Source organism: Paenibacillus shunpengii, from assembly GCF_042684905.1.
Taxonomy (GTDB): domain Bacteria; phylum Bacillota; class Bacilli; order Paenibacillales; family Paenibacillaceae; genus Paenibacillus; species Paenibacillus shunpengii.
The window spans coordinates 256,331-277,931 of the sequence record NZ_JBHUMJ010000004.1; the positions used below are offsets into that span (position 1 = coordinate 256,331).

Sequence of the window (21,601 nt, forward strand, 5' to 3'; positions counted from 1 at the left end):
AGAAAGGGAGAATGGGAATGATAAAGAAATCTGTATTTAGTCGACCCGTCATCGCTATGCTGACATGTATGACTTTGCTGACCCCACTTCTTGCAGCATGTACTTCTAATGAACCATCTGAAGATCAAGAGGAGAGAGTGCTTCGAATCGGGACCGTGTACGGAAGTAATGATGACACCTATTTTAGACAGCAGTATACGGATATTTTTGAGGTGCTGAATGACAATATAACGATCGAAATTGTACCTGCAGTAGACCAGGATCAGTATCAATATTTCGACTATACCAAGAATGAACAGCCAGAGCAGCCAGACACCTTGGAAGCAGTCAAGAAGCTGATGACCGGCGAGAATCCAGTGGATGTCATTGTCGGAGATACCTCTCTCTTAAAGTCGCTTATTCAGGAAAATATGCTGACACAGCTTGATCCGCTTATTGCCGAGGATGAGTTTGATACGACGGATATTGTGCCGACTGTGCTGGATGGGATCAAGGATATGGGAGATAACAACTTGTATGCACTGACACCTACTTTTTCATCCTCTGCATTGTTTTATAACAAAGCGATTTTTCAAAAGGCCGGGGTCGAACCACCGGCGGATGGAGCGACTTGGGAAGATATATTTGATCTTGCAAGACGTGTAACGAGTGGTGAAGGCAAGGATCGGGTTTACGGCTTCTCCTTTAGTCAATATGCCGGAGATCCGTTCTACAATGTTCAAATGTATGCTGGTCCATTGCAGCTGCGTACCTTTGATGACAAGGCGGAAACGATGACAGTCAACAATGATTCCTGGGAGAGAGTGTGGGATACTGTGGCTACTCTGGCTCGGGACAAAATTGTGCCTGGTCAGGAGATGTTTGAATATCAAACGGAGCAGACCGAGTTCAATCCTTTTCAAGGCAATATGTTTATGGAAGGAAAGCTCGCTATGGTTGTTTCGGACTACAGTTATGTCACAAGGCTGATTAATGATAACAAGTACGCTGAAACGGATGATAAGTTTGACCCGATTGATTGGGATGTAGTGACTCCTCCTGTACATCAGGAGAAACCGGGCATTGGCGGGAGTGTATATTTAAGCAGCCTGATGGCCATTAACAGCAATGCTCAGAATCCAGAGGATGCATGGGAATTCATTAAGTTTCTGAACGGTGAAGAATGGGCTAAGGTCAAGGCAAGGAGCAGCTATGAGATGGTGTCACGGAAGAGCTATATCCAGCCTAAGGAAGGACTGGATTATAACATTGCCGCTTTCTACACATTAAAGCCGATACCCCCGACAAGCACGGATATGAACACACTGTACCAGAAGATGCCGAATCTATGGCAGGTAGACTCCGTGGGGCAGAAATACTTCAATGAAGTTGTAGAGAATAAGAAGACACCGAAGGAAGCACTGGAAGCCTGGGAGCAGGATGGAAATGAAATGCTGCAGAAGCTGAAGACAGATCCGAAGGCGAGCTTCGAGGATAAATTAGGTGCAAACTAAATAAAATGATCAAAAGGGCCGCTTGATTAAATTTCATCTTGCGGCTATTTTTTTCGCATTTGGGTATCCTAATGGTAGAAAGGAAACAGCATCCACTATGGAGTCAAAGGAAGATGAACACGAGTGAAATGGGTATATTATTCAAGATTATACGGAAGTAAGTTTCAGGCGGGCTGCTTCGCGAAGCGGATGGAGCAGGACGGATGGATCTATGGACATGATGAGCCGCAGCAGGTGGAGGTATACAAATCACGTAAGGGGCGGTATGGTGTCCGTTTTATTCCGTAATTAGCAGCATTCGTTCCTCCAAAAAAAGTGCCTTGACAATTCTATTACACATCATGTATATTATTAGATGTCGCTGTTTTAAGTTTTAATGACGCGGGGTGGAGCAGCTCGGTAGCTCGTCGGGCTCATAACCCGAAGGTCGCAGGTTCAAATCCTGCCCCCGCAATTGTTACATACAGCGTACTCATATGTGTAATAGAATATTGATTCAGGGCCCTTAGCTCAGTTGGTTAGAGCGGTCGGCTCATAACCGATTGGTCGGGGGTTCGAGTCCCTCAGGGCCCATACCTGAACAGCCTTTGCGTAATAAGCAAAGGCTGTTTTATTTTATTTTCTTAGATCGATTTCATATTCATATGAAATGGATTCATTCTTTTCTCTTACAATATTGTAAGTAATGTGTGAGTTAACTTCATAGCAGAGAAAGAGGATCAAGTACATTTATATATAGGTATAGGCATGCAAAATGGTGGGTTTAATAGAGCAATTTTTGTTTAATTGGTCCATATATTGTTTATATAATTTAGACTTTTCAATATATTGTAGAAAGAATGAGTTTTGTACATTCTTAATGAATTCATACGCTGGACTTATATCAAGGTACGATAACATTACCTTTTGTATAAGATCTTGAGGCATCGGCAGCTATTATAAAGCTGTAACCATAACGTTGAACTGGATGGTTAGCAATCAATCATGATATACTTGTAGGAATATTACGGAGGGGAGGTGGACACATTGGGAAGGCGTTACTGTATTTTGAATCGCAGACGCAATTAAACGAACGGAAAATATTCAAGCGGGCTGATCATGATGGCATGAACAAGGTTCTTCTCATGAACACCGCCCCTCATCGGCCGAAGTTGTAATGTATATTTCATTCGAACTTTTAAATTTAAATACAGTTATTCAATAGAGATGCTGTAAATATTCCTGGAGGTGAATCCCTCTTAAGAGGGAAATTATTGGACATTATCACGTTTACCAATTTAATATTACTTGTCATATTACTTGCGCTTACTGCGTTTTTCGTTGCTGCTGAGTTTGCTGTAGTTAAGATACGAATGTCGCGTATCGATCAGCTTATCGCTGAAGGAAACAAGAAAGCAGTGGTTGCCAAAAAAGTAGCTACAGATCTGGATTATTATTTGTCAGCCTGTCAGCTCGGTATTACGGTTACTGCACTTGGTCTGGGAGCGCTGGGTAAACCGGCTGTTGAGAGCCTGCTGTATCCGGTGTTTAACTACTTTGATTTGTCCGAGGCTGTTTCATCTGTGGCTTCCTATGCGATTGCATTTATCTTAGTTACCTTCCTGCACGTGGTTGTAGGTGAAATGGCACCGAAGACATTGGCGATCCAATTTGCGGAGAAGATGACCTTGCTGCTCGCAGCACCTCTCTATTGGTTCGGTAAGATCATGTCCCCATTCATTTGGGCATTGAACGGTTCTTCACGCGTTATGCTGCGTGCTTTCGGGGTTAAGCCAGCGGGTCACGAACAGGCGTATTCTGAGGATGAGATCAAGATCATCATGAATCAGAGCTACGAAGGCGGCGAGATCAATCAGACAAAGCTTGCTTATATGGAAAATGTATTTTCCTTTGATGAACGGGACGCGAAAGACATCATGGTTCCGCGTGTGGATCTGGTAACGCTCGATATCGACATGGTTTATGCAGATATTGTTCCTATTTTTGATGAGTATAATTACTCACGGTATCCGGTTGTTGAAGCTGGAGATAAGGACAAAATTATCGGTGTAGTCAACGTGAAGAAGATGCTCCCTCATATCGTAGACGGAAGTGAGCATCGCCTTGAAGAATTTGTGCGTGAGCTGCCGTATGTCTCGGAAATTACACCAATTCAGGAAGCGATGATCAAAATGCAGCAGCAAAGGGTGCATATGGCAGTCGTTATTGATGAATACGGCGGTACTTCCGGGATTATAACGATGGAGGATATTCTAGAGGAGATCGTTGGCGAGATTCGCGATGAATTTGACAGTGATGAGAAGGCCGACATCCAGCAGCTTGGAGAGAACGAATATCTAATCAGTGGCCGAGTCTTACTGGATGAGCTGGAGAAGCAATTCGGCTTCATATTTGACGGAGCTGATGAGGTAGATACGATTGCCGGCTGGATTCAATCCAAGCGGGGGGCTTCTCTTGAGGAAGGCGATGTCGTTGAACAGGATGAGCAGGTATGGAAGGTCAAGGAGATGGATAACTTCCAAATCAAGCAGGTCGTATTAAGTAAAATTCAACAATAATTTTGTTTTTTGTAGATCTTAAATATGTAAAATACTATAGGACTCTGGAGGTGAATCCCTCTTATAAGAGGGAAATCATTGGACGGAACAATTGCATTAAATTTGTTTTTGGTAGCTGTATTCATTGGACTGACAGCATTCTTCGTTGGAGCTGAATTTGCGATTCTCAAGGTGAGGATGTCACGGATCGACCAATTGATTGCGGAAGGCAACAAGAAGGCTGTTCTAGCCAAAAAGGTCGCACATGAGCTGGATTATTATCTATCGGCGTGTCAGCTGGGAATCACGATTACGGCGCTCGTTCTGGGTGCATTGGGTGAACCAACAGTCGAGAAAATGCTTCATCCGGTTTTTGATAGCTGGAATCTGCCGGCAGCCCTATCGACGGTATTATCCTATGTTATTGCCTTGTCGGTTGTTTCCTTCCTGCACGTTGTTATTGGTGAGCTTGCTCCGAAGACACTGGCTATTCAGTTCTCAGAGAGAATGACTCTGCTGCTGGCAGGTCCGCTGTATTGGTTCGGTAAGATAATGTATCCTGTAATTACTGCACTGAACAATTCGGCTCGCCTCTTGTTGAAGATTTTTGGTGTGAAGCCTGCAGGTCATGATACCGTGTATTCAGAGGAAGAACTGAAGCTGATTGTCAACAACAGCTATGAGAGTGGAGAAATTAATCAGACAGAGCTTGATTATTTGAAGAATATTTTTGATTTTGATGAGCGCATATTGAAGGAGATCATGATTCCAAAAGGGAAAATAGCTACCTTTAGCAGTGATATGTCCCTTGAGAGCATACTTGAGGTCATTCATCAGTATGAGTACACCCGTTACCCTGTTATTAATAAAGGGAATAAAGAGCAATATCTTGGCTTTATCAACACTAAAGAAATGCTGACAAGTATTGCTGCAGGCAGAGAATTTGATCTGAACGGTTTTATTCATCCGATGCCAAGTCTTAAGGAGACCTCGCCCATTAAGGATGTTCTTACTAAAATGCAGCAGAATCGGGTTCATATTGCACTTGTAACCGATGCCAGCGGCCAAGTTACAGGGCTCGTTACGATGGAAGACATATTGGAAGAGATCGTAGGAGATATCCATGACGAATACGATGATATTGCAGTGAACAGTGCGCCTGCCCATTAAAGGACGATCTGATACGTGAAAGTTTATATAGATCTCATATCGTTGGAAAAAGACCCTTGCATATTGGTATGCAAGGGTCTTTTTGCGTAAGACCAAGTCTAGTGCATTTTAATCATAAAACTGAATTCTTAAGGTAGAGCAGCCAAATTTTACAGTTGATAAAAGAACGTGTGTTCCTATATAATAGATACAAACAAATGTTCTTATTTGGGGTGAGCTTATGCCACGTAAATATATTGGCAAGGTTGTAGAAATCGTTTATCTGGATCGAGCAGGGCAGGTTAGTCAACGTAATATTGAAATTCATCGAATAGTAAATGGCAGAATTTATTCCACATGTCTTCATACAGGGGCTCCGAGAACCTTTAACGAGGAGAATGTGCTGGCTTGGCGACCTGTTAGAGCAACGATAACAGCTTAGGGAGTGATGAGGATGATGCCTGATTTTGAACGCAAACTGCTGCGGATCCTATACAATTTTTGTGGGCAGCGGAGACGCATGCCTCAAATGATGGAACTGGAAGTCAAGACCGGAAGAACAGAAAGTGGTATTCGGAAGGCTCTAAGAGAGTTAGAAAGACAAGGATTTATTAAGTGGCAGGATCAATCATCTACAGAACACATTATGATTCTAGAGGGCTGGGAGCCAGAGGAGCAAACGTCGGTGCGTTCGATACCAGCTTCATCAGATGGAATGGATTATTGGACGAAATACTAGCTGCTGTTTATTTCATAAAGTGGCGGATAATCCAGGAGATCAACGTAAGGATAAGACTAATAACGATACAAGTAACAATGGGGAAATAGAATTTAAAGTTCCCTCGATCTACATAAATGTCTCCTGGTAATTTACCTAGTTGCACAAATCTTCCGAGAATCATCCAGATCAAGCCAATCACGATCAGTGCAATCCCAGCAAATATGAGAAGCTTAGGCATATTGTTCATTACTAGCTCACCCCCATTAAATAATAAAATAGCCAGAGCCATGATGCCAGGCCCCAGCTAATTCATATCTATGATTTACATTGCGTTGTAAATTTATGAACAGTACATTGTAGGATAACTTTAAGATAAAGCCAATTTTCTTGAGCGGTTAATACTGATAATCCGGGTAATTTGCTCTACTTCCTCATATGGTATCCAAACCGGACCAAAGGTTGTTTTTAATACAAGCCTTGATGAATGATCTGTAGGAACAGGATACCCAGTTAGGGTCTCTCCATCTTTGCTTCGTACCATGATCTGCTGATTACGTTTCATCGCAATAATCGCTTCTTTATTCATAAGCCTATTCTCCCTATGCCAGTGATTAATGTAATGAATCAGGTCTAATTACATTGCAAACTGGTTGTTTTATCACATCTTTTTTCACTTTCATGTCTACGAATAGTCTATCAGAACTAGTTCTAAATTTCTACAATAATCCAGGAAAAAATATCTTAAAGTTAAATAAACCAATTCGGCGGAAGTTTAAACATTCGTGATGAATATGAAGAAATGAGTGAGTAAGTTTAATGTGGCAGATAATATGGGTATAACTATCTTAGGAGGAATGCACAATGAATATTCATGGATGGTATATCGTTATCTTTGCTGTAATTATTGCTGCGGGTATTGGTGGCATTGCTTGGTGGATGAGAATGGCGAGCAGAAAGAAAGGGTACAAGGAAGAATAATCTGTGTTTTAGCTAAATAAAGGTAGCTCGTTATTATTCTGTAGATCTGCTTTCTATTCAGGGTACCAGATCAACTTCTTAGAGGGAGCAGAAATATGATGAATGTATTAAAATTTGGGATCGTCATGATGTGCTTATTATTTCCTGTTGCTTGCGCCACAGACTCTGCAGAGCGGGAAGAATCATCCGCAGGGACAGTTCAGACGGAGAACAACGATCCTTTTGTTACATGGTCTGGTGGGATTCCATATAAAGTAATTACCGAGGAAGTTCTTCCAGATAAGTTGGCAAGTGAGGAGCTAGGTGAAGTAACGATGGAAGTAACTTTATCGGAATTAACAGAGGATAACGAGCTTAAAGGTCAAGACGGCTTAAGCAATTATTTGAAAGCGGGATCGCTGATATTTCAATTAAAAGATGCGAACACGAATGAGGTTATTCTTGTTGAACATGAAGGCCAATTATACAAAGCCGTGCGCTTAGATCATGAAGAATAAACTATTCATGGCGATGCAAACGTTCAGGAGTCCATCTCGAAGAGGTGGATTTTTTTGTGCGGTTAAAGTCAGATCAAGATTTCATGAATATAAGTAAGCACAGAGCTTGTCAAAACGTGACTGTTCATATATAATAAGAGATACCGGATTTTTGAGCATATTTGCTGGGGAATTCGAAAGTGGTTGTGGATTGTTCTTTAACTTTACACTGAGTTTGGTTAAACAGTCTATACACATACGCCGGGGTGGCGGAATTGGCAGACGCACAGGACTTAAAATCCTGCGATGGGTGACCATCGTACGGGTTCGACCCCCGTCCTCGGCATACATTTAGATGAAATAGGCTGGCTCCTAACAGGAGTCCAGCTTATTTTTTTAGATATCTATATATGGTATAAAGTGATTGGGAATGAGGAGAGCAGATATATGTTTAATAATGACTGGGATGAACTGCTGCGGGACGAGATGAGTAAGGATTATATGCAAGAGCTTCGATTGAAGCTGGCTGTTGAATATAAGACGCAAACGATATATCCTCCGAAGGAAGACATATTCAATGCGTTGAAATTGACCTCGTATGCGAATACAAAGGTTGTGATTATTGGACAAGATCCATATCATGGAGCGGGTCAGGCGGAAGGGCTAAGTTTTTCTGTCAAAAAAGGGGTTAAAATCCCTCCATCTTTGCGAAATATATATAAAGAATTACATAGTGATCTTGGGGTGTCCATCCCTACACATGGGTCTCTTCAGGATTGGGCGGAGGAAGGAGTTCTGTTACTAAATAACGTATTAACTGTGAGAGAGGGAGAACCTGCTTCACATCGCCATATCGGATGGGAGCGGTTTACTGACGCGGTAATTGGGAATTTGAATGTCCGGGAGCAGCCTGTCGTGTTTATGCTCTGGGGAAGTCACGCACAGAAGAAGGGGGCCTTCATAGATCGTTCCCGTCATCTGGTTATAGAATCAGCTCACCCGAGTCCGCTTGCAGCTCGGCACGGTTTTTTTGGAAGCCATCCATTTTCTCGAGCGAACGCCTTCTTGGAAGAAGAAGGAATCAAGCAAGTAAATTGGATAATCTCGGACAAGTAACAAGAAGAACACGGAGGTGAACGGGAGAATGAAACACTGGGTAGGCCAAAGAGTGCTGGTGGAACGAGCAGGTGGTCGTAAAGATCCCGTTCAAGGGATATTGCTGAAGTGGGATGCAGATGCCGAAATCATCGTCGTAGGAGCGAAGAGAGTCAAGATTCCGTTTAGTCAAATTGTACGAATTCATCCCTTGCCTGAGGATGCCTATGGAAAAGGCAAGAAAAGAGCAAGATCTTCTATTCATACGGTCGGATATGTGATGCGTCAGTCGATTCAATTTGATAATGCAATTTACTTCAAATCTGCGGTAACGGTATGGAAAGGGGTTAAGCTAATTTCGTACCGGACGACAATCAGCTCTCATGACGACCATAATGTGGTACTTGAAGACGGGACAGTCCTTGATAAAGAACTGTATACGTTCGTTGTGAGGTCAAGGCGTGGATAAGATCTCATTATTTTAATTTAAATTTTATGTTTCTATCATGCAGCGTTAATAATCATGCGGTATTCTGTACTCGTAACCCTTCAAGAGATGATTGGTATATATGAAAACTCACCGGCTGCAAACGGTGGGTTTTTTGCTGTACATAAAAATTAGGATTTGCCCCATTTTTCCCCCACATTGATGCTTGTATAACTTTAAATTGCGGAGGGGATTATACAAGCGACAGGCCAAAACAATAATCAGTGGGGTGAATGATGATGAAAAAGCAATGGGCAGCCACTTTAGCAGCTGCAAGTATTTCTATGGTAATTGCTGTTCCGGCAATGGCTGAAACGAACACAAACCATATGAACGATAATCCGGTTAAGAATTCGGTTAATCGTTTGGAAAAAAACTTGGGTATTGATGGGACAGACAACGGTACAACAAACATGAATCGTACTCGCACAATGAACAACATGAACAATAATATGTACGATGGCAGAGGTACTGGAACTGGAACTTACAATACCAATGCTTACAACAATGGTACTTATGGTACCAATAACGTTCGAGCAAACGCGACAACAGATCGTGGAAACGGCTGGGGATGGCTTGGTTTGTTAGGTCTGTTCGGCCTTGCCGGGCTTCGCAAAGAGAAGCATGAGGGAACACCTCATCACGCGAAATAATTGGAGTAAACAGAGAAAAGTGACAAAAAAGAGTTGAAAAATCAGGATACCCGCCCTGTCATCTAATCTAGGTATTCATATACTATCTCATACCTTAGAGATAAGGAGGAGAGCAGCATGAGTGAAGTATCTAGATCCGGATATTGTGGAGGTTACAATGGTTGGTCTTCCATCGGAGCGATTCTTGTTCTTTTCATTCTACTTGTCATCATTTCCAAAACCATTCTATACTAATCACCAAAAAATAAAGGATCCCAGGTATCTGCGGGTCCTTTATTTTTTGGTATAATCTCCTCAAACATCTCACCAAATGAAAACTGAGAGGAAGAATAAACATGGGAATCAACTTTCATTCTGCAGCAGATGTGCTGCTTGAGCTCGATGTAGAACCGTTATGGCAGGGATTTCGAAAAGTCGCCTACGCGATATATAACTCGAGCGAAGTTTTCCTATTTCACCATCCCAAATTTCAATCAGATACGTTTCATCAATTGAAATGGGACCAGCCATTCGTCGGTAATACGTTAATTATGTATAAAGATCATCCTACAGCAATTGTGAACGTGGAAGGAATTGAGGATATGGCAGAGATCAAGTCACTCCTTGTGCATGAGCTGTTTCATGGATTCCAGTATTTGTGCGAAGAGAAGAGGTTCCCAGATGAGCTATTGGGTTTAACCTACCCTCTTCTTGAAGAGAATGTGGAGCTTAGGAGTCGGGAAAGGCAATGTCTTCGTCTTGCGCTGGAGGCAAGTGATACACAGATAAGGGATGGTCATTTATCCGAGTTTTTTAAATTTCGCAGTAGGAGAAAAGAGCTGCTGGGTTCATGTTTTACATATGAGACAAGGGTGGAGACCATAGAGGGGCCTGCTTATTATGTGGAACTGAAGGCATACGCCAAAGAGTCAACACAATCATTGCGTTCTATATTGAATCTGTTTGGATGGAATCGGTGAGATCAGGGGAGTACATAAATTTAAAGAATAAGAGTCGAGAAGGATAGTCCGCACTACATCATATGAGCTGAGAAAAAAAGAGAAACCCTTGATATACAAGGGTTTCTCAGTGATGATCTGTAGTGGGCTCGAACCACTGACCCCTACCCTGTCAAGATAGTGCTCTCCCAGCTGAGCTAACAGATCATGGAATAATAATAAAAAGTGAATAAATTTATATTATCAGGCTTATTATGTGATGTCAATCCCTGTCCTATGTTTAATTTTCCCTCAAATGAGCAACCTTAAAAGGATGAAAATTACAACAAGAGGATGGGGTTCTATGAACAGAAGTGTGACCCGTAGTCTGATCATACTTATGATCTGTGGAATAGTATTAACCAGCATAACAGGATGCACCTTAACTCCTTCACAGGAAACAATTAACCTGCAGCTGATTGAGCCAGCTGATTCAGATCTTCCTGTAATCGATGAGGTATATCGAAAATCCGTAGGCGATGAAGTTTACTCCAAGCCATCAAATGAAGAAACATTTTTACCGTAGCAAAGGTGCACATGCTTGCTTTAATTATCCATATCGAAGACAGACTGTACGATCACTGCTGATGTAGTGTATAATGGTTTGGATTTTTGCATTTATGGATAGTAAGAGGGGGAGACGTATGCCAGCCGAGATTATTAATGTTACAACACAAGAACAGCTTGAAGCTGGGCTGAACATTCGCAAAACGGTGTTCGTAGAGGAACAGAACGTTCCAATAGAAGAGGAAATAGACCAATATGATGTTCTGAGTCCGGATGCACACCATATTTTAATTCAGGATGGACAAGAGATGGTGGCTACCGGCCGCTTGATTTATTATAAAAAAGATACAGCAAAGCTTCAAAGAATTGCTGTCCTGAAGCCTTATCGGGTAAACGGATATGGTCGTGTACTGATTATGGCGCTTGAAGAAAGAGCAAAAGACCTGGGATTAGCCTACTCTATATTGGATGCACAATGTCAGGCAGAAGGCTTCTATAAGAAGCTTGGATATGAAGTGATCTCGGACGAGCCTTTCTATGATGCAGGTATACTGCACGTACGGATGCAGAAAAAGCTCTAAGCGAGAATATTATCTTTCATAAGAAGTCCACTTATTGGGCACAATCATAGATGTCGGAGATCAGGTTATCCTGAATCCGAGCAGGTTACAAACTATGGCTGCAAAAAAGGAGTGTATGTTCTTATGGAAAATAACACACGCGAGCAATTTGTTGCCGTTCAAAAAAACGGAGACGGAGATTTAACCGCATTTAAGACGTCAACGGGCCGAGTGCTTGATTACAATGAAGCGTTGAATGAGATCCAAACCGGATCCATTGCAGGAGTTAATGTATTCAAAGCGAAAGATGGCTCCCTTCGTATTCGCGGAGATGCCGATGGTGATCCGACGAATAATTTGGATCAACTGCCTATCTTTCAATAAAATATCTTGATCGTTTGTCAAAGGGAAGCTTGAGTATAGGGCTTCCCTTTTTGTTTGCTTTTTAACAATGACTAAGTCCATTGTCAAAACATAGTTTAGTCTTTACACCTTCAGCGGAATTTTTTGGAGCCCGAACGACTTTTGCGAAGCAACCGGAGAGAGGGAGCCAAAAAATGGAGCGCCTGACTTTTGCGAAGCAACCGGAGAGAGGGAGTCAAAAAATGGAGCGCCTGAAGCAACCGGAGAGAGGGAGTCAAAAAATGAAGCGTCAAAATGGAGCACCAACGCACTCTCTTATGCACCTTCTCCGCGAATCCCCATACAATGCATTACCAGGCACACGAAGCTGCAGATGAACATGCCTTAAACACCTACGAAAGAGGGGAAGCATCCATGGCAAAGGGGAAGGGGAATAAAGGCGGGTCAAGTAAGGAAAAGGTGCGGACAAGTATGAAGCTGGTGACGTCCGAGGTGTGTGAAGTCTGTAAAACACCGTGTGAACGCGGAATGGCATACGCAGAGCGCATGCGGGAACCGGGAGCAGTAGGGAAGGGCGTCCCTTGCATCTTGACCAAGCCTAAAGGTTAGACCCAAATGACGTGCACCGGGCCCTTTCAAGGAACGGTGCATGTTAAACCCAGCATAGAAGAAGCGGCAGGATACATATTTCGTAAATTTTTCTGAAAAATTTTCCAAACGTACCGCAACTTGTTCTCCGGGATGAAGTATAAATAGACATACTATATTCTCATTGCTGGAGGGGAACAAGAGCTTATGAAGTGGAAAAGAACGCTTGCCCTTGCAATTGTGTTCTCGCTCTTGGGCAGCGGATCCATGTTGTTTGCTGACTCGGTTACCGAACGAATTCGTGTCATTATTAATGGGCAAGAAGTAAGCGGCGGTGGTTACTTTATAAATGGAACGACATACGCTCCGGTCCGTGAGATTAGCGGGCTTGCTTCATGGGATTCAGGAAATGGCAAGGTTACCATTACCAAGCCGAATGTGCATATCACTTTGTTCAAAGGTGAGACGGTGTTTGGGAATGTCAATGTAGGTAAATTAAAGTTTAACGTGTTAAGTCAGGTCGATAGTCTGGATGGGAAAATTTCTGAGGTCAAAGTAGCGATCACCGACCCCTCCGGAAACGTGAAAAATATACAATCCGAGAAGCTGGGCAGCGGATCGAAGGATAATTTTTGGTTCAAAACAAATGATTTTACTTATGATTTTAAAAAAAGCGGGAATTATAAAGTAGGGTTCTATATGAAACCGTCAGGCAGCAATTCGTTCTTCCTTGTTTCGGAAAAAGTGATTACGGCCTTGGATTAGAGTTTCATTGATTTTGTCCCGTAATAGTGTTACGATACGTCCGTATGATTACAAGTGCGACCGTAGTATGATGTTACAAATGCCTATCGTATGATTACAATATAAATATAAAAGTGAGGTATTCTCATGAGCGATCACAATCATGTTCACGACGAACATTGCAACCATGACCACGATCATGAACACGAAATGGCTGTTCTTACCCTGACAGACGAGAATGGTGCAGAGGTCGAAATGATCCTGGCGCAAACTTTTGACGTAGACGGCAAAGAGTATGCGGTACTGCTCGAGCGCGATAATCCTGAAGCGGACGGATTGATCCTCCGACTGGAAGAAGAGAATGAAGAAGTTGCGTTGTATCAAATCGAAGATGAAGAAGAGTGGAACCGTGTTGAAGCGGCTTTCAACGAAATGGTCGAGAACGAGTAATCGACGCATCTTCTTCTCAACAGACGAATAAGACCAGACAAGTTGTCTGGTCTTTTCTTGTGCCCTATAACGACAAGTATTAAAAAATAGGCTCCGCCTCAACGATCACTTTGACATTCTGAATCGTTCGGTCCTCTGGTCCTTTAACAGGCAGACCAACCTCGACATGCTCAATGATGTAGTCGATATTATCCTGAGAAATGACTTCACCCGGCAGCAGAATCGGTATACCTGGAGGATACACATAAATAAATTCGGCAATAATGCGGCCCTCCGATTCCTTGAACGGAATCACCTCGGTATCACCATAGAAAGCCTCACGCGGTGTCAGCATCAGCTGAGGAATTTCTGGGATTTTAACGACAAGCTCATTGGCTTGATTCACATTGTAATACGTGTTCGACAGCTCTTGTAGTGCATTAAGCAGTGTATTGACAGTGTCATCATTATCGCCTGGTGTGATCAGGCAGAGAATGTTGTACATATCACTCATTTCCACTTCAATGTTGTAATGCTTGCGAAGCCAGTTCTCTGTATCATAGCCGGTGAGTCCAAGATGTCGAACATGAATGGTCACCTTGGTCGGATCGTAGCTATAGGTGGCTTCTCCGCCTAGTATTTCTTCGCCGAAGCAGTACAGCCCTTCGATATCATTAATCGCCCGGCGGGCATACTCCGCAAGATCAATGGCCTTCTGAGCCATGCTGTGTCCATGGAGTGCAAGATTACGTCTTGCTGTATCCAGTGAAGACAACAATATATAAGATGTAGAAGTTGTAGTCAGCATACTGATAATCGTCTGTACCCGCTCTGGATTAACGAATCCGTTCTTGGTATTCAGGTTCAGGACCGAGCTTTGCGTCATCGAGCCGCCTAATTTGTGCACACTTGTAGAGGCTAGATCTGCACCAGCTTCCATAGCAGACATAGGAAGATCCTCATGGAAATGAATCAGTACACCATGCGCCTCATCCACAAGAACGGGCACTTGGTAACTGTGAGCCAGCTCCACAATCTCCTTCAGATTCGCACAAACGCCGAAATATGTTGGATTAATGACAAGCACACCCTTTGCATCAGGATGGCGTTCCAGTGCCCGGCGTACCGAACCAACTGTAATTCCGTGATCAATACCGAGATTTTCGTCACTGACCGGAGAAATAAAGATCGGTTTGGCTCCGGAAAAAATGATGGCAGACATGACTGATTTATGCACATTCCGCGGCACGATAATCTTCTCACCAGGTCCGCATACGGACAAGATCATGGTCATTATCGCACTGCTTGTCCCTTGTACACTAAAGTAGGTGTAATCTGACCCGAATGCATCGGCAGCCAGCATTTGTGCTTCTTTAATTACTCCAGTCGGTTGATGCAAATCGTCAAGTGGCGCGATATTGATCAAATCTATGGAAAGGGCGTTATCCCCTATGAATTCGCGAAACTCTGAGTCCGTTCCAAGTCCTTTTTTGTGACCAGGGATGTGAAACTGTACCGGATTGTTAGCCGCGTGGTTCTTAAGTGCTGTAAAGAGCGGCGTACGACGGTGATCCATGGATGCTGTCACAACCTTTCATTATTAAGAATAATCAAACCTAGATGAGTATAGCAAAATGAAAAGGGAATGAAAATGGATTTTTTATGATCCGGCCTTTTATTTATAAATATTGGGATATACTCTGATTAAAATGACATTTTATACAAGGGCAGCAGGGCTGCGAAAGTCTCTTCTATAGTCTTGCCGAACTTCTGACCATCCAGAAGGAGCGGATCATCCTTGTCGATACGAAGTCCACATAAAACCTCGGATTTCTTCACATTTTTGAGTCGTTCCGCCATACGCTGAAAATCTTCCTTCGTCATGTCTGCATGATTTGTTCCTTCCGGAATCATATGGTCGGTGGACCAATAATAATGTCCGGGTATATTCTGTGCTACTTCTTCAAACTGACGGGATAATGCTTCAGCGAACACTTCCTTATTGCTGCTCTCATAGATGATGGCGAAGATCACGAACGCATGTGTACCGAACATTCCAACTTGAAAATGGGGATATGCCTTGTACCCTCTTTTATTGTTGGCTACTGCAACCCAGGTATCGTTCGGCGGATTCACCTTCCGGCGGGCATGCTTCGCAACGTGGACAAACATGTCTTCGCCGCACAGCTCGCTGAGGAATGGCGCTGAGGCCGCCCCAATGGCCTCAAGCTTCGGCCGAACCCGTTCAATCAATAGCTCCATGCGGGGCTCCAGTCCGGGTACCTCGAATACTTCAAAATCCGCTTCATTTAATGAGGGGTATGTGAGTTGTGACATTATAAGTAATCCTCCTTATAGGTTAGCATGAACCTAAACACTATCCAATATAATAGTATACACAATATTACGCGACTCATTATAACACAGGAGTACCCGCTTCCCCTCTCTTCAAGTTTGTACATTTGCTGGATAGTTGATGAAGATTATCGGGTAAAAAAATGGTCAAACGACTAAGTACGCTTCCCTTGAAGTCAGTATAAAATAGGGTAAGCCGACTTATGGTGGAGCGAAGAATGGCAAGGATACCAAGGCGGCAAGTCTCATTTTTTAATAAGTAAGATCCGGCTCACATGATCGTAAAAAAATGGAGGAGGAAGTGCCATGAACAAGAGCTATGAAGTGGAATACTGCAATTTAGAGCTCCGGTTTAGCCGCCTTCGTATCCAACAGCTCATTAAGGATCTCATTCAGGAAGGGTATTCGCTATATTGGAGCGAAGATGAGGATTACTTTATTTTGTCCGTACGTACAGGCCGCAAATTAGTAAAGCTGAAATTTCAGCAAATGAGAACTGGTGATTATAAGTTGATTGGTGACTATATCATCAAGGATGCAAAGCTCGCAGAATATATCGAGAAATTGATTGGAGACACGAGAGGGCATGCTGTCGTTCGCAGATTCAAGGATCATATTATCGTTATAGAAAATATTTTGTTCGGTGAGGTCATCAGGCTCGTCGAAGTGTCGGGCTTCAAGCAGAAGGTGATCTATCAGAAGGGGCCGGCACTAACGCTCGAGGAAATGGAAGAGATGTTCACTTCCACGGAAGGGGAATTAAGACTTACACTGCTTCGGATGGAGATCGACGATGAGCTGGAACGGCTGTATGAGGCCATCGGTGCCAATGATACAACAAGGGCAGACAAATGCCGCGCAAAGCTTCTTCAAATGCAGGATCGAATGCTGATGCTTGAATGGTGAGGCTGCCACAAATATATAAAGTAAGAGCAGAGAGTTTGAGCATTTAATGAACACCTCGTGAATAGAGGTGTTTTACCCTTGTTTTGGAGGACCCGGTATTTTACTTCCAAAACCAAACACGATAGAATAGGGGTATTGTTGAAGCGCACTTCATTATGCTACATAGATAAGGAATGCAGACGTTATGCTTCCTCATGAAGGCGATCGACAGTGGAAGTCAAAAAAAATACGAAGCAAAGGATGGAGATAGAGTGGCAAAACAACAAATTGGTGTTATCGGCCTCGCCGTTATGGGTAAGAATCTGGCCTTGAATATTGAAAGTAAAGGCTTCTCGGTTTCTGTATTCAATCGTTCCCCGGAGAAAACGCAAGATCTTCTAAAAGAAGCTGACGGCAAAAACTTGGTAGGAACGTTCTCTATAGAAGAATTCGTACAATCTTTGGAATCTCCTCGCAAAATATTGATTATGGTACAAGCTGGTCCTGCGACAGACGCGACGATTGAGCAACTGGTTCCGCATCTGGATCAAGGCGATATTATTATTGATGGAGGAAATGCCTACTTCCCTGATACACAGCGCCGCAGCAAGGAGCTTGAAGAAAAAGGCTTCCGCTTCATCGGTGCAGGGGTTTCCGGTGGTGAAGAGGGCGCTCTGAAAGGTCCATCCATTATGCCTGGTGGACAAGAAAGTGCCTATGAGCTTGTGAAGCCGATTCTGACTTCGATTGCAGCTCAAGTAAATGGCGAGCCTTGCACAACATACATCGGTCCTGACGGTGCAGGACATTATGTGAAGATGGTGCATAACGGTATCGAGTACGGAGATATGCAGCTAATCGGTGAAGCTTACCATCTGCTCAAGGATGTGCTTGGACTGAACGCTGAACAATTCCACGAAATATTCAGCGAGTGGAACAAAGGGGAGCTCGACAGCTACCTGATCGAAATTACAGCGGATATCTTCTCGAAATATGATGAAGAGACAGGCAAGCCTATGGTAGATGTGATTCTCGATGCTGCGGGTCAAAAAGGTACCGGTAAATGGACAAGCCAAAGTGCTCTGGATCTTGGCGTGCCTCTGTCCATGATTACAGAATCCGTATTCTCCCGTTTCCTGTCTGCGATGAAGGAAGAGCGTATTGCAGCAAGCAAAGTGCTGAGCGGTCCTAAGACAGAAGCATTCACAGGCGACAAAGCGGAGTTTATTGAGAATGTCCGCAAAGCCCTGTTTGCAAGTAAAATCGTATCTTATGCTCAAGGCTTCGCACAAATGCGTGCAGCTTCTGACGAGTACGGCTGGAACCTGAAATACGGCAATATCGCAATGATCTTCCGCGGAGGCTGCATTATTCGTTCCCAGTTCCTGCAGAACATCAAAGATGCTTATGATAAGGATGCCGAGCTGAAAAATCTGCTCCTCGATCCATATTTCAAAAATGTGGTTGAATCCTATCAGGATGCTTGGCGTAAAGTGATCTCCGTCGCCGTTGCAAATGGTATTCCGGTACCTGGCTTTGCAAGCGCCCTGTCTTATTATGACAGCTATCGTACGGAAAGACTTCCAGCAAACCTGCTGCAAGCACAGCGTGACTATTTCGGAGCTCATACCTTCAAGCGTGTGGATAAAGAAGGTACATTCCATTACAACTGGATGGGGAACTAAGAATCCTTCCGTATTAATTAGGTAATGAGTCCTGAGCAGTTTTGGTGATATAAAATTATGGACTGTGTTCTTCATAGAGGCCGAACAGTGCTTCCTTAAGACACTTCCTTAACCTCTCCTGTGTGCAGTGATGGGAAGCATGCTCATCTAACAGCAGCAGGGAAGCCTCACTAAAATATTGGAAGCTCTGGATAAGACGTGGCTTTGGAAGATCTACGAGAAGTGGATCCTCCGAAGCCACTTTTTGTTGTACATAATGAAGCACGAACAGCACATCATCTCTGCAGATGACATGACCTGTCTGGAAAATTCGAGCGATTCGGCTGGGCGAGGGCTTTTTGACGGCTGTTTCGAGGCTAGTTGTAATTTGAATGGTATTCACACTCCCTACAGGTATGCTATAGACAACTCATTACTATTATGAGTACGTGATAGGATGTCCTTTTATGACTTCTTGGCGGATGATTTTATCTGTGATATGTTTAAATGAAAAATAGCGACTGATAGTTCTAATAAAGGGGTGGCAAAGGTCTTTGAGCAGGAGTAATGAGAATATCGTCCTTATCGGGATGATGGGTACAGGTAAAACAACAGTGTCTAGCCTGCTGGCGGATAGGCTGGGGTATAAGCTTGTTGATATTGATGCAGAAATAGAGGCACAGGAAGACTGCCCGATCCCGGTGCTGTTTGAACAAAAGGGAGAAGCGTATTTTCGTGAGGTAGAAACAAGCGTATTGCTTCGCGTTCTTGACCAATCTTCACAGATTATCTCCACAGGCGGTGGCTCCGTGCTGAAGCCGCTCAATTGTGACGCAATGAAGAAGGCAGGGTGGGTGGTTGCTCTTACAGCGAGCGCAGAAGCGATTATAAGACGGGTTTCTGCCAATCGTGATCGTCCGTTGTTAGCAGGAAATGTGGAAGAGCGTGTACATCAGATTATGCGGGAGCGCCAGTCGAAGTATTCTTTCGCAGATCTAACGGTTGACACATCAGAGATGGAGCCGGAAGAGGTTGTTTGTTATATTTTAGCGCATCACCGCGTTTAAGCTGTTGTGCTTTTAAGGTATGTTGTAGTATGATTAAAAAAAGGACAGGCATGAATGCCTGCCCCTTAATTTATTAGCCTTCTAGCTCGTTCCAGGCAATCATTCCGCCTACCAGATTGGTGCATCCGTCAAAGCCCTGCTGAGCCAAATACTCGCAGGCTCTTTCACTGCGATAGCCGCTGCGGCAGATGAAGATAATCTCGCCCGTATTCTCGATCTCAGAGAGTCGGTCCGGAATCTGACCTAGAGGAATATGCTTAGCTCCGGAGATCATGCCGGCTGCAACCTCTTCGTCTTCACGGACATCAATCATCTGGAGAGCTTCGCCGGATTGAAGCCGGGCTTGCAGCTCAGAAGGTGTAATTTCAGGTACTTGGTTCATAAGGTAGAAACCTCTCTTCTATATATTTTATCTATAGGCTAGTTCATGAATGTACAACAATTCAATGATAACGAAGACAGATGGAGCATGTCAATTTGTTGACGGATTCCACACTCGATATATTCTTTCATAAAAAAGGAGCTATGACACGATGGACGTTCTAGTAAATAATACCCCTTCACTCGCCGGAGAGATTAATGCACTTTCCTCCAAAAACTATACGACACGCTATTTGCTGGTAGGTGCGCTTGCAGAAGGAACCAGCACCATTTACTATCCGGCTCACAGTGAGGACAGTGATGCGATGCGGCGCTGTATACAGGAGCTGGGGGCTGAGCTGATTGAGGATGAGGAGAAAATAACGATTACCGGTTTTGGTGCCTCTCCAAGACAGGTTTCTGAGCTTAATGTAGGTAACGCAGGGGCAGTTCTGAGGTTTCTTATGGGTATCGCAGCACTTGGTGAAGAAATTCATTTTGTGAATACATACCCCGAATCGCTGGGGAAACGTCCACATCAGGATTTAATTGATGCACTTGAGCAGCTTGGCGTGGAGGTGGAGCATCAGGATGGAAGACTGCCGATCACGATTCGCGGAGGGAAGCCTCAAGGCGGAGCCATTCGGGTATCAGGTTCTGTTAGCTCCCAATATTTGAGTGCATTACTGTTTCTGACACCGCTCTTGCCTGAGGACAGCACAATTGAAGTTCTCGGGGATCTGAAGTCCAAGGTCGTTGTTGGACAGACGCTGGAGGTTCTAGAGCAGGCGGGCATTACCATTCATGCAGATGAGAATTATATGTTCTTCACAGTGCCCGGCGGACAAAAGTACAAGCCTGCTGAATACACGGTACAAGGAGATTACCCGGGATCGGCTGCCATACTGGCTGCTGCAGCGGTTACGAATTCTGAGGTTACGGTAACAAGATTAATGGAAGAGAGTAAACAGGGAGAGCGCGCGATTGTTGATGTGCTTCGTATGATGGAGGTTCCCCTCACGCATGAGAACAATACTGTCACCATCAAGGGCAATGGCAGATTGAAGGCGGTGGAGTTTGATGGGGATGCTGCAACCGATGCTGTGCTTGCTATGGTTGCCGCTGCTGTATTTGCAGAAGGAACATCCCGCTTCTATAATGTTGAGAATTTAAGATATAAGGAATGTGACCGGATTACAGATTATTTGACTGAGTTGGCCAAAGCCGGAGCGAAGGTAGAAGAGAAGCAGGCCGAGATTATTGTGCATGGAAGACCGGAAGGAGTAGAGGGCGGAGTAGAAATCAATGCCCATTATGATCATCGGGTTATTATGGCCTTAACGATTGTCGGGCTTCGCGCAAAGCAGCCGATTCGCATTAAGGATGCTCATCATGTAGCCAAATCCTATCCGGGGTATTTTGACCATTTGCAGACGCTTGGCGCTAACGTAGAATGGGTATAATATAGAATCAATTTCATAATACCTTTGGCTGCCTATGAAATTGATTCACG

The 21,601-nt window shown here is 43.8% G+C and carries 27 protein-coding genes and 4 tRNA genes; 24 read left to right on the forward strand and 7 right to left on the reverse strand.

The genetic code is table 11. The features are described 5' to 3' along the window. Positions 1-17 precede the first annotated feature (17 nt). From ACFSVM_RS17510 to ACFSVM_RS17545, 8 genes are all read left to right on the forward strand, one after another. The gene (locus tag ACFSVM_RS17510) at positions 18-1,493 is read left to right on the forward strand and encodes an ABC transporter substrate-binding protein (protein ID WP_090725418.1); all 1,476 of its coding nucleotides are present in this window, start codon (positions 18-20) and stop codon (positions 1,491-1,493) included. Between the two features lie 123 nt (positions 1,494-1,616). Beyond that, on the forward strand, positions 1,617-1,781 hold the full coding sequence (locus ACFSVM_RS17515) for a hypothetical protein (protein WP_170862441.1): 165 nt from the start codon (positions 1,617-1,619) through the stop codon (positions 1,779-1,781). Positions 1,782-1,873: 92 nt separating this feature from the next. Then, positions 1,874-1,947, forward strand: a tRNA-Met gene (locus tag ACFSVM_RS17520). 45 nt (positions 1,948-1,992) lie between these two features. Beyond that, positions 1,993-2,066 (forward strand) — tRNA-Ile (locus ACFSVM_RS17525). Between the two features lie 680 nt (positions 2,067-2,746). Further along, positions 2,747-4,051 carry a hemolysin family protein gene (locus ACFSVM_RS17530; protein WP_076313210.1) on the forward strand — a complete coding sequence of 435 codons (1,305 nt, stop codon included), beginning with the start codon at positions 2,747-2,749 and terminating at the stop codon, positions 4,049-4,051. Between the two features lie 78 nt (positions 4,052-4,129). Continuing rightward, complete coding sequence (locus ACFSVM_RS17535) at positions 4,130-5,200, forward strand: hemolysin family protein (RefSeq protein ID WP_076313209.1); 1,071 nt, start codon at positions 4,130-4,132, stop codon at positions 5,198-5,200. Positions 5,201-5,420: 220 nt separating this feature from the next. Further along, entirely contained in the window at positions 5,421-5,621 is a 201-nt protein-coding gene (locus tag ACFSVM_RS17540; RefSeq protein ID WP_090725419.1) for a hypothetical protein, read from the forward strand. A gap of 12 nt (positions 5,622-5,633) precedes the next feature. Then, positions 5,634-5,918 (forward strand): hypothetical protein, encoded by a 285-nt coding sequence (locus ACFSVM_RS17545; protein ID WP_090725421.1) that lies wholly within the window; start codon positions 5,634-5,636, stop codon positions 5,916-5,918. A gap of 7 nt (positions 5,919-5,925) precedes the next feature. Here the strand turns inward: ACFSVM_RS17545 and ACFSVM_RS17550 are convergent, their stop codons facing one another. Continuing rightward, positions 5,926-6,147, reverse strand: coding sequence for a DUF2905 domain-containing protein (locus ACFSVM_RS17550; RefSeq protein WP_090725530.1), 222 nt, complete (start codon positions 6,145-6,147; stop codon positions 5,926-5,928). Between the two features lie 120 nt (positions 6,148-6,267). Further along, positions 6,268-6,486, reverse strand: coding sequence for a hypothetical protein (locus tag ACFSVM_RS17555; protein WP_076313205.1), 219 nt, complete (start codon positions 6,484-6,486; stop codon positions 6,268-6,270). Between the two features lie 487 nt (positions 6,487-6,973). Between ACFSVM_RS17555 and ACFSVM_RS17560 the strand changes: the two genes are divergently transcribed. The 6 genes from ACFSVM_RS17560 (at position 6,974) to ACFSVM_RS17585 (ending at position 10,548) form a co-directional block, all read left to right on the forward strand. After that, on the forward strand, positions 6,974-7,375 hold the full coding sequence (locus ACFSVM_RS17560) for a hypothetical protein (RefSeq protein WP_090725422.1): 402 nt from the start codon (positions 6,974-6,976) through the stop codon (positions 7,373-7,375). Between the two features lie 239 nt (positions 7,376-7,614). Next, positions 7,615-7,700 (forward strand) — tRNA-Leu (locus ACFSVM_RS17565). A gap of 101 nt (positions 7,701-7,801) precedes the next feature. Further along, positions 7,802-8,470, forward strand: a complete 669-nt coding sequence (locus ACFSVM_RS17570) for a uracil-DNA glycosylase (protein ID WP_379263638.1) — start codon at positions 7,802-7,804, stop codon at positions 8,468-8,470. A gap of 28 nt (positions 8,471-8,498) precedes the next feature. After that, the gene (locus tag ACFSVM_RS17575; protein WP_090725424.1) at positions 8,499-8,918 is read left to right on the forward strand and encodes a hypothetical protein; all 420 of its coding nucleotides are present in this window, start codon (positions 8,499-8,501) and stop codon (positions 8,916-8,918) included. Positions 8,919-9,175: 257 nt separating this feature from the next. Further along, positions 9,176-9,589 (forward strand): WGxxGxxG family protein, encoded by a 414-nt coding sequence (locus tag ACFSVM_RS17580; RefSeq protein WP_076313201.1) that lies wholly within the window; start codon positions 9,176-9,178, stop codon positions 9,587-9,589. Positions 9,590-9,924: 335 nt separating this feature from the next. Then, positions 9,925-10,548 (forward strand): hypothetical protein, encoded by a 624-nt coding sequence (locus ACFSVM_RS17585; protein ID WP_379263641.1) that lies wholly within the window; start codon positions 9,925-9,927, stop codon positions 10,546-10,548. Positions 10,549-10,661: 113 nt separating this feature from the next. On the opposite strand, the gene ACFSVM_RS17590 is transcribed toward ACFSVM_RS17585, so the two are convergent. Beyond that, positions 10,662-10,734 (reverse strand) — tRNA-Val (locus tag ACFSVM_RS17590). Between the two features lie 136 nt (positions 10,735-10,870). Here ACFSVM_RS17590 and ACFSVM_RS17595 point away from each other — a divergent pair. The 6 genes from ACFSVM_RS17595 (at position 10,871) to ACFSVM_RS17620 (ending at position 13,778) form a co-directional block, all read left to right on the forward strand. Continuing rightward, complete coding sequence (locus tag ACFSVM_RS17595; protein WP_090725427.1) at positions 10,871-11,092, forward strand: hypothetical protein; 222 nt, start codon at positions 10,871-10,873, stop codon at positions 11,090-11,092. Positions 11,093-11,210: 118 nt separating this feature from the next. Then, positions 11,211-11,654, forward strand: a complete 444-nt coding sequence (locus tag ACFSVM_RS17600; protein ID WP_076313198.1) for a GNAT family N-acetyltransferase — start codon at positions 11,211-11,213, stop codon at positions 11,652-11,654. A gap of 123 nt (positions 11,655-11,777) precedes the next feature. Further along, entirely contained in the window at positions 11,778-12,017 is a 240-nt protein-coding gene (locus tag ACFSVM_RS17605; RefSeq protein WP_379263643.1) for a DUF3892 domain-containing protein, read from the forward strand. A gap of 393 nt (positions 12,018-12,410) precedes the next feature. Next, positions 12,411-12,605 (forward strand): hypothetical protein, encoded by a 195-nt coding sequence (locus tag ACFSVM_RS17610; RefSeq protein ID WP_076313196.1) that lies wholly within the window; start codon positions 12,411-12,413, stop codon positions 12,603-12,605. Between the two features lie 186 nt (positions 12,606-12,791). Then, on the forward strand, positions 12,792-13,349 hold the full coding sequence (locus tag ACFSVM_RS17615) for a copper amine oxidase (RefSeq protein WP_076313195.1): 558 nt from the start codon (positions 12,792-12,794) through the stop codon (positions 13,347-13,349). A gap of 126 nt (positions 13,350-13,475) precedes the next feature. After that, complete coding sequence (locus ACFSVM_RS17620) at positions 13,476-13,778, forward strand: DUF1292 domain-containing protein (protein ID WP_047910914.1); 303 nt, start codon at positions 13,476-13,478, stop codon at positions 13,776-13,778. A 79-nt stretch (positions 13,779-13,857) separates the two neighbouring features. Here ACFSVM_RS17620 and ACFSVM_RS17625 read toward each other — a convergent pair whose 3' ends face one another. Both ACFSVM_RS17625 and ACFSVM_RS17630 read right to left on the reverse strand, forming a co-directional pair. Further along, the gene (locus tag ACFSVM_RS17625) at positions 13,858-15,333 is read right to left on the reverse strand and encodes an aminotransferase class I/II-fold pyridoxal phosphate-dependent enzyme (protein ID WP_076313194.1); all 1,476 of its coding nucleotides are present in this window, start codon (positions 15,331-15,333) and stop codon (positions 13,858-13,860) included. A gap of 128 nt (positions 15,334-15,461) precedes the next feature. Then, the gene (locus ACFSVM_RS17630) at positions 15,462-16,094 is read right to left on the reverse strand and encodes a DUF1054 domain-containing protein (RefSeq protein ID WP_076313193.1); all 633 of its coding nucleotides are present in this window, start codon (positions 16,092-16,094) and stop codon (positions 15,462-15,464) included. A gap of 324 nt (positions 16,095-16,418) precedes the next feature. Between ACFSVM_RS17630 and ACFSVM_RS17635 the strand changes: the two genes are divergently transcribed. Further along, entirely contained in the window at positions 16,419-17,018 is a 600-nt protein-coding gene (locus tag ACFSVM_RS17635) for a hypothetical protein (RefSeq protein ID WP_379263647.1), read from the forward strand. 251 nt (positions 17,019-17,269) lie between these two features. After that, positions 17,270-18,682: an NADP-dependent phosphogluconate dehydrogenase gene (gene gndA / locus ACFSVM_RS17640; protein WP_047910918.1), complete on the forward strand. Its 1,413-nt coding sequence runs from the start codon at positions 17,270-17,272 to the stop codon at positions 18,680-18,682. A 55-nt stretch (positions 18,683-18,737) separates the two neighbouring features. Here the strand turns inward: gndA and ACFSVM_RS17645 are convergent, their stop codons facing one another. After that, positions 18,738-19,064 carry a hypothetical protein gene (locus tag ACFSVM_RS17645; RefSeq protein WP_379263650.1) on the reverse strand — a complete coding sequence of 109 codons (327 nt, stop codon included), beginning with the start codon at positions 19,062-19,064 and terminating at the stop codon, positions 18,738-18,740. A 151-nt stretch (positions 19,065-19,215) separates the two neighbouring features. On the opposite strand from ACFSVM_RS17645, the gene ACFSVM_RS17650 reads away from it, so the two are divergent. Beyond that, the gene (locus tag ACFSVM_RS17650; protein ID WP_379263652.1) at positions 19,216-19,728 is read left to right on the forward strand and encodes a shikimate kinase; all 513 of its coding nucleotides are present in this window, start codon (positions 19,216-19,218) and stop codon (positions 19,726-19,728) included. A gap of 73 nt (positions 19,729-19,801) precedes the next feature. Here ACFSVM_RS17650 and ACFSVM_RS17655 read toward each other — a convergent pair whose 3' ends face one another. Then, entirely contained in the window at positions 19,802-20,110 is a 309-nt protein-coding gene (locus ACFSVM_RS17655) for a rhodanese-like domain-containing protein (protein ID WP_076313190.1), read from the reverse strand. 151 nt (positions 20,111-20,261) lie between these two features. Between ACFSVM_RS17655 and aroA the strand changes: the two genes are divergently transcribed. Further along, positions 20,262-21,551 carry a 3-phosphoshikimate 1-carboxyvinyltransferase gene (gene aroA, locus ACFSVM_RS17660; RefSeq protein WP_379263654.1) on the forward strand — a complete coding sequence of 430 codons (1,290 nt, stop codon included), beginning with the start codon at positions 20,262-20,264 and terminating at the stop codon, positions 21,549-21,551. Positions 21,552-21,601 lie beyond the last annotated feature (50 nt).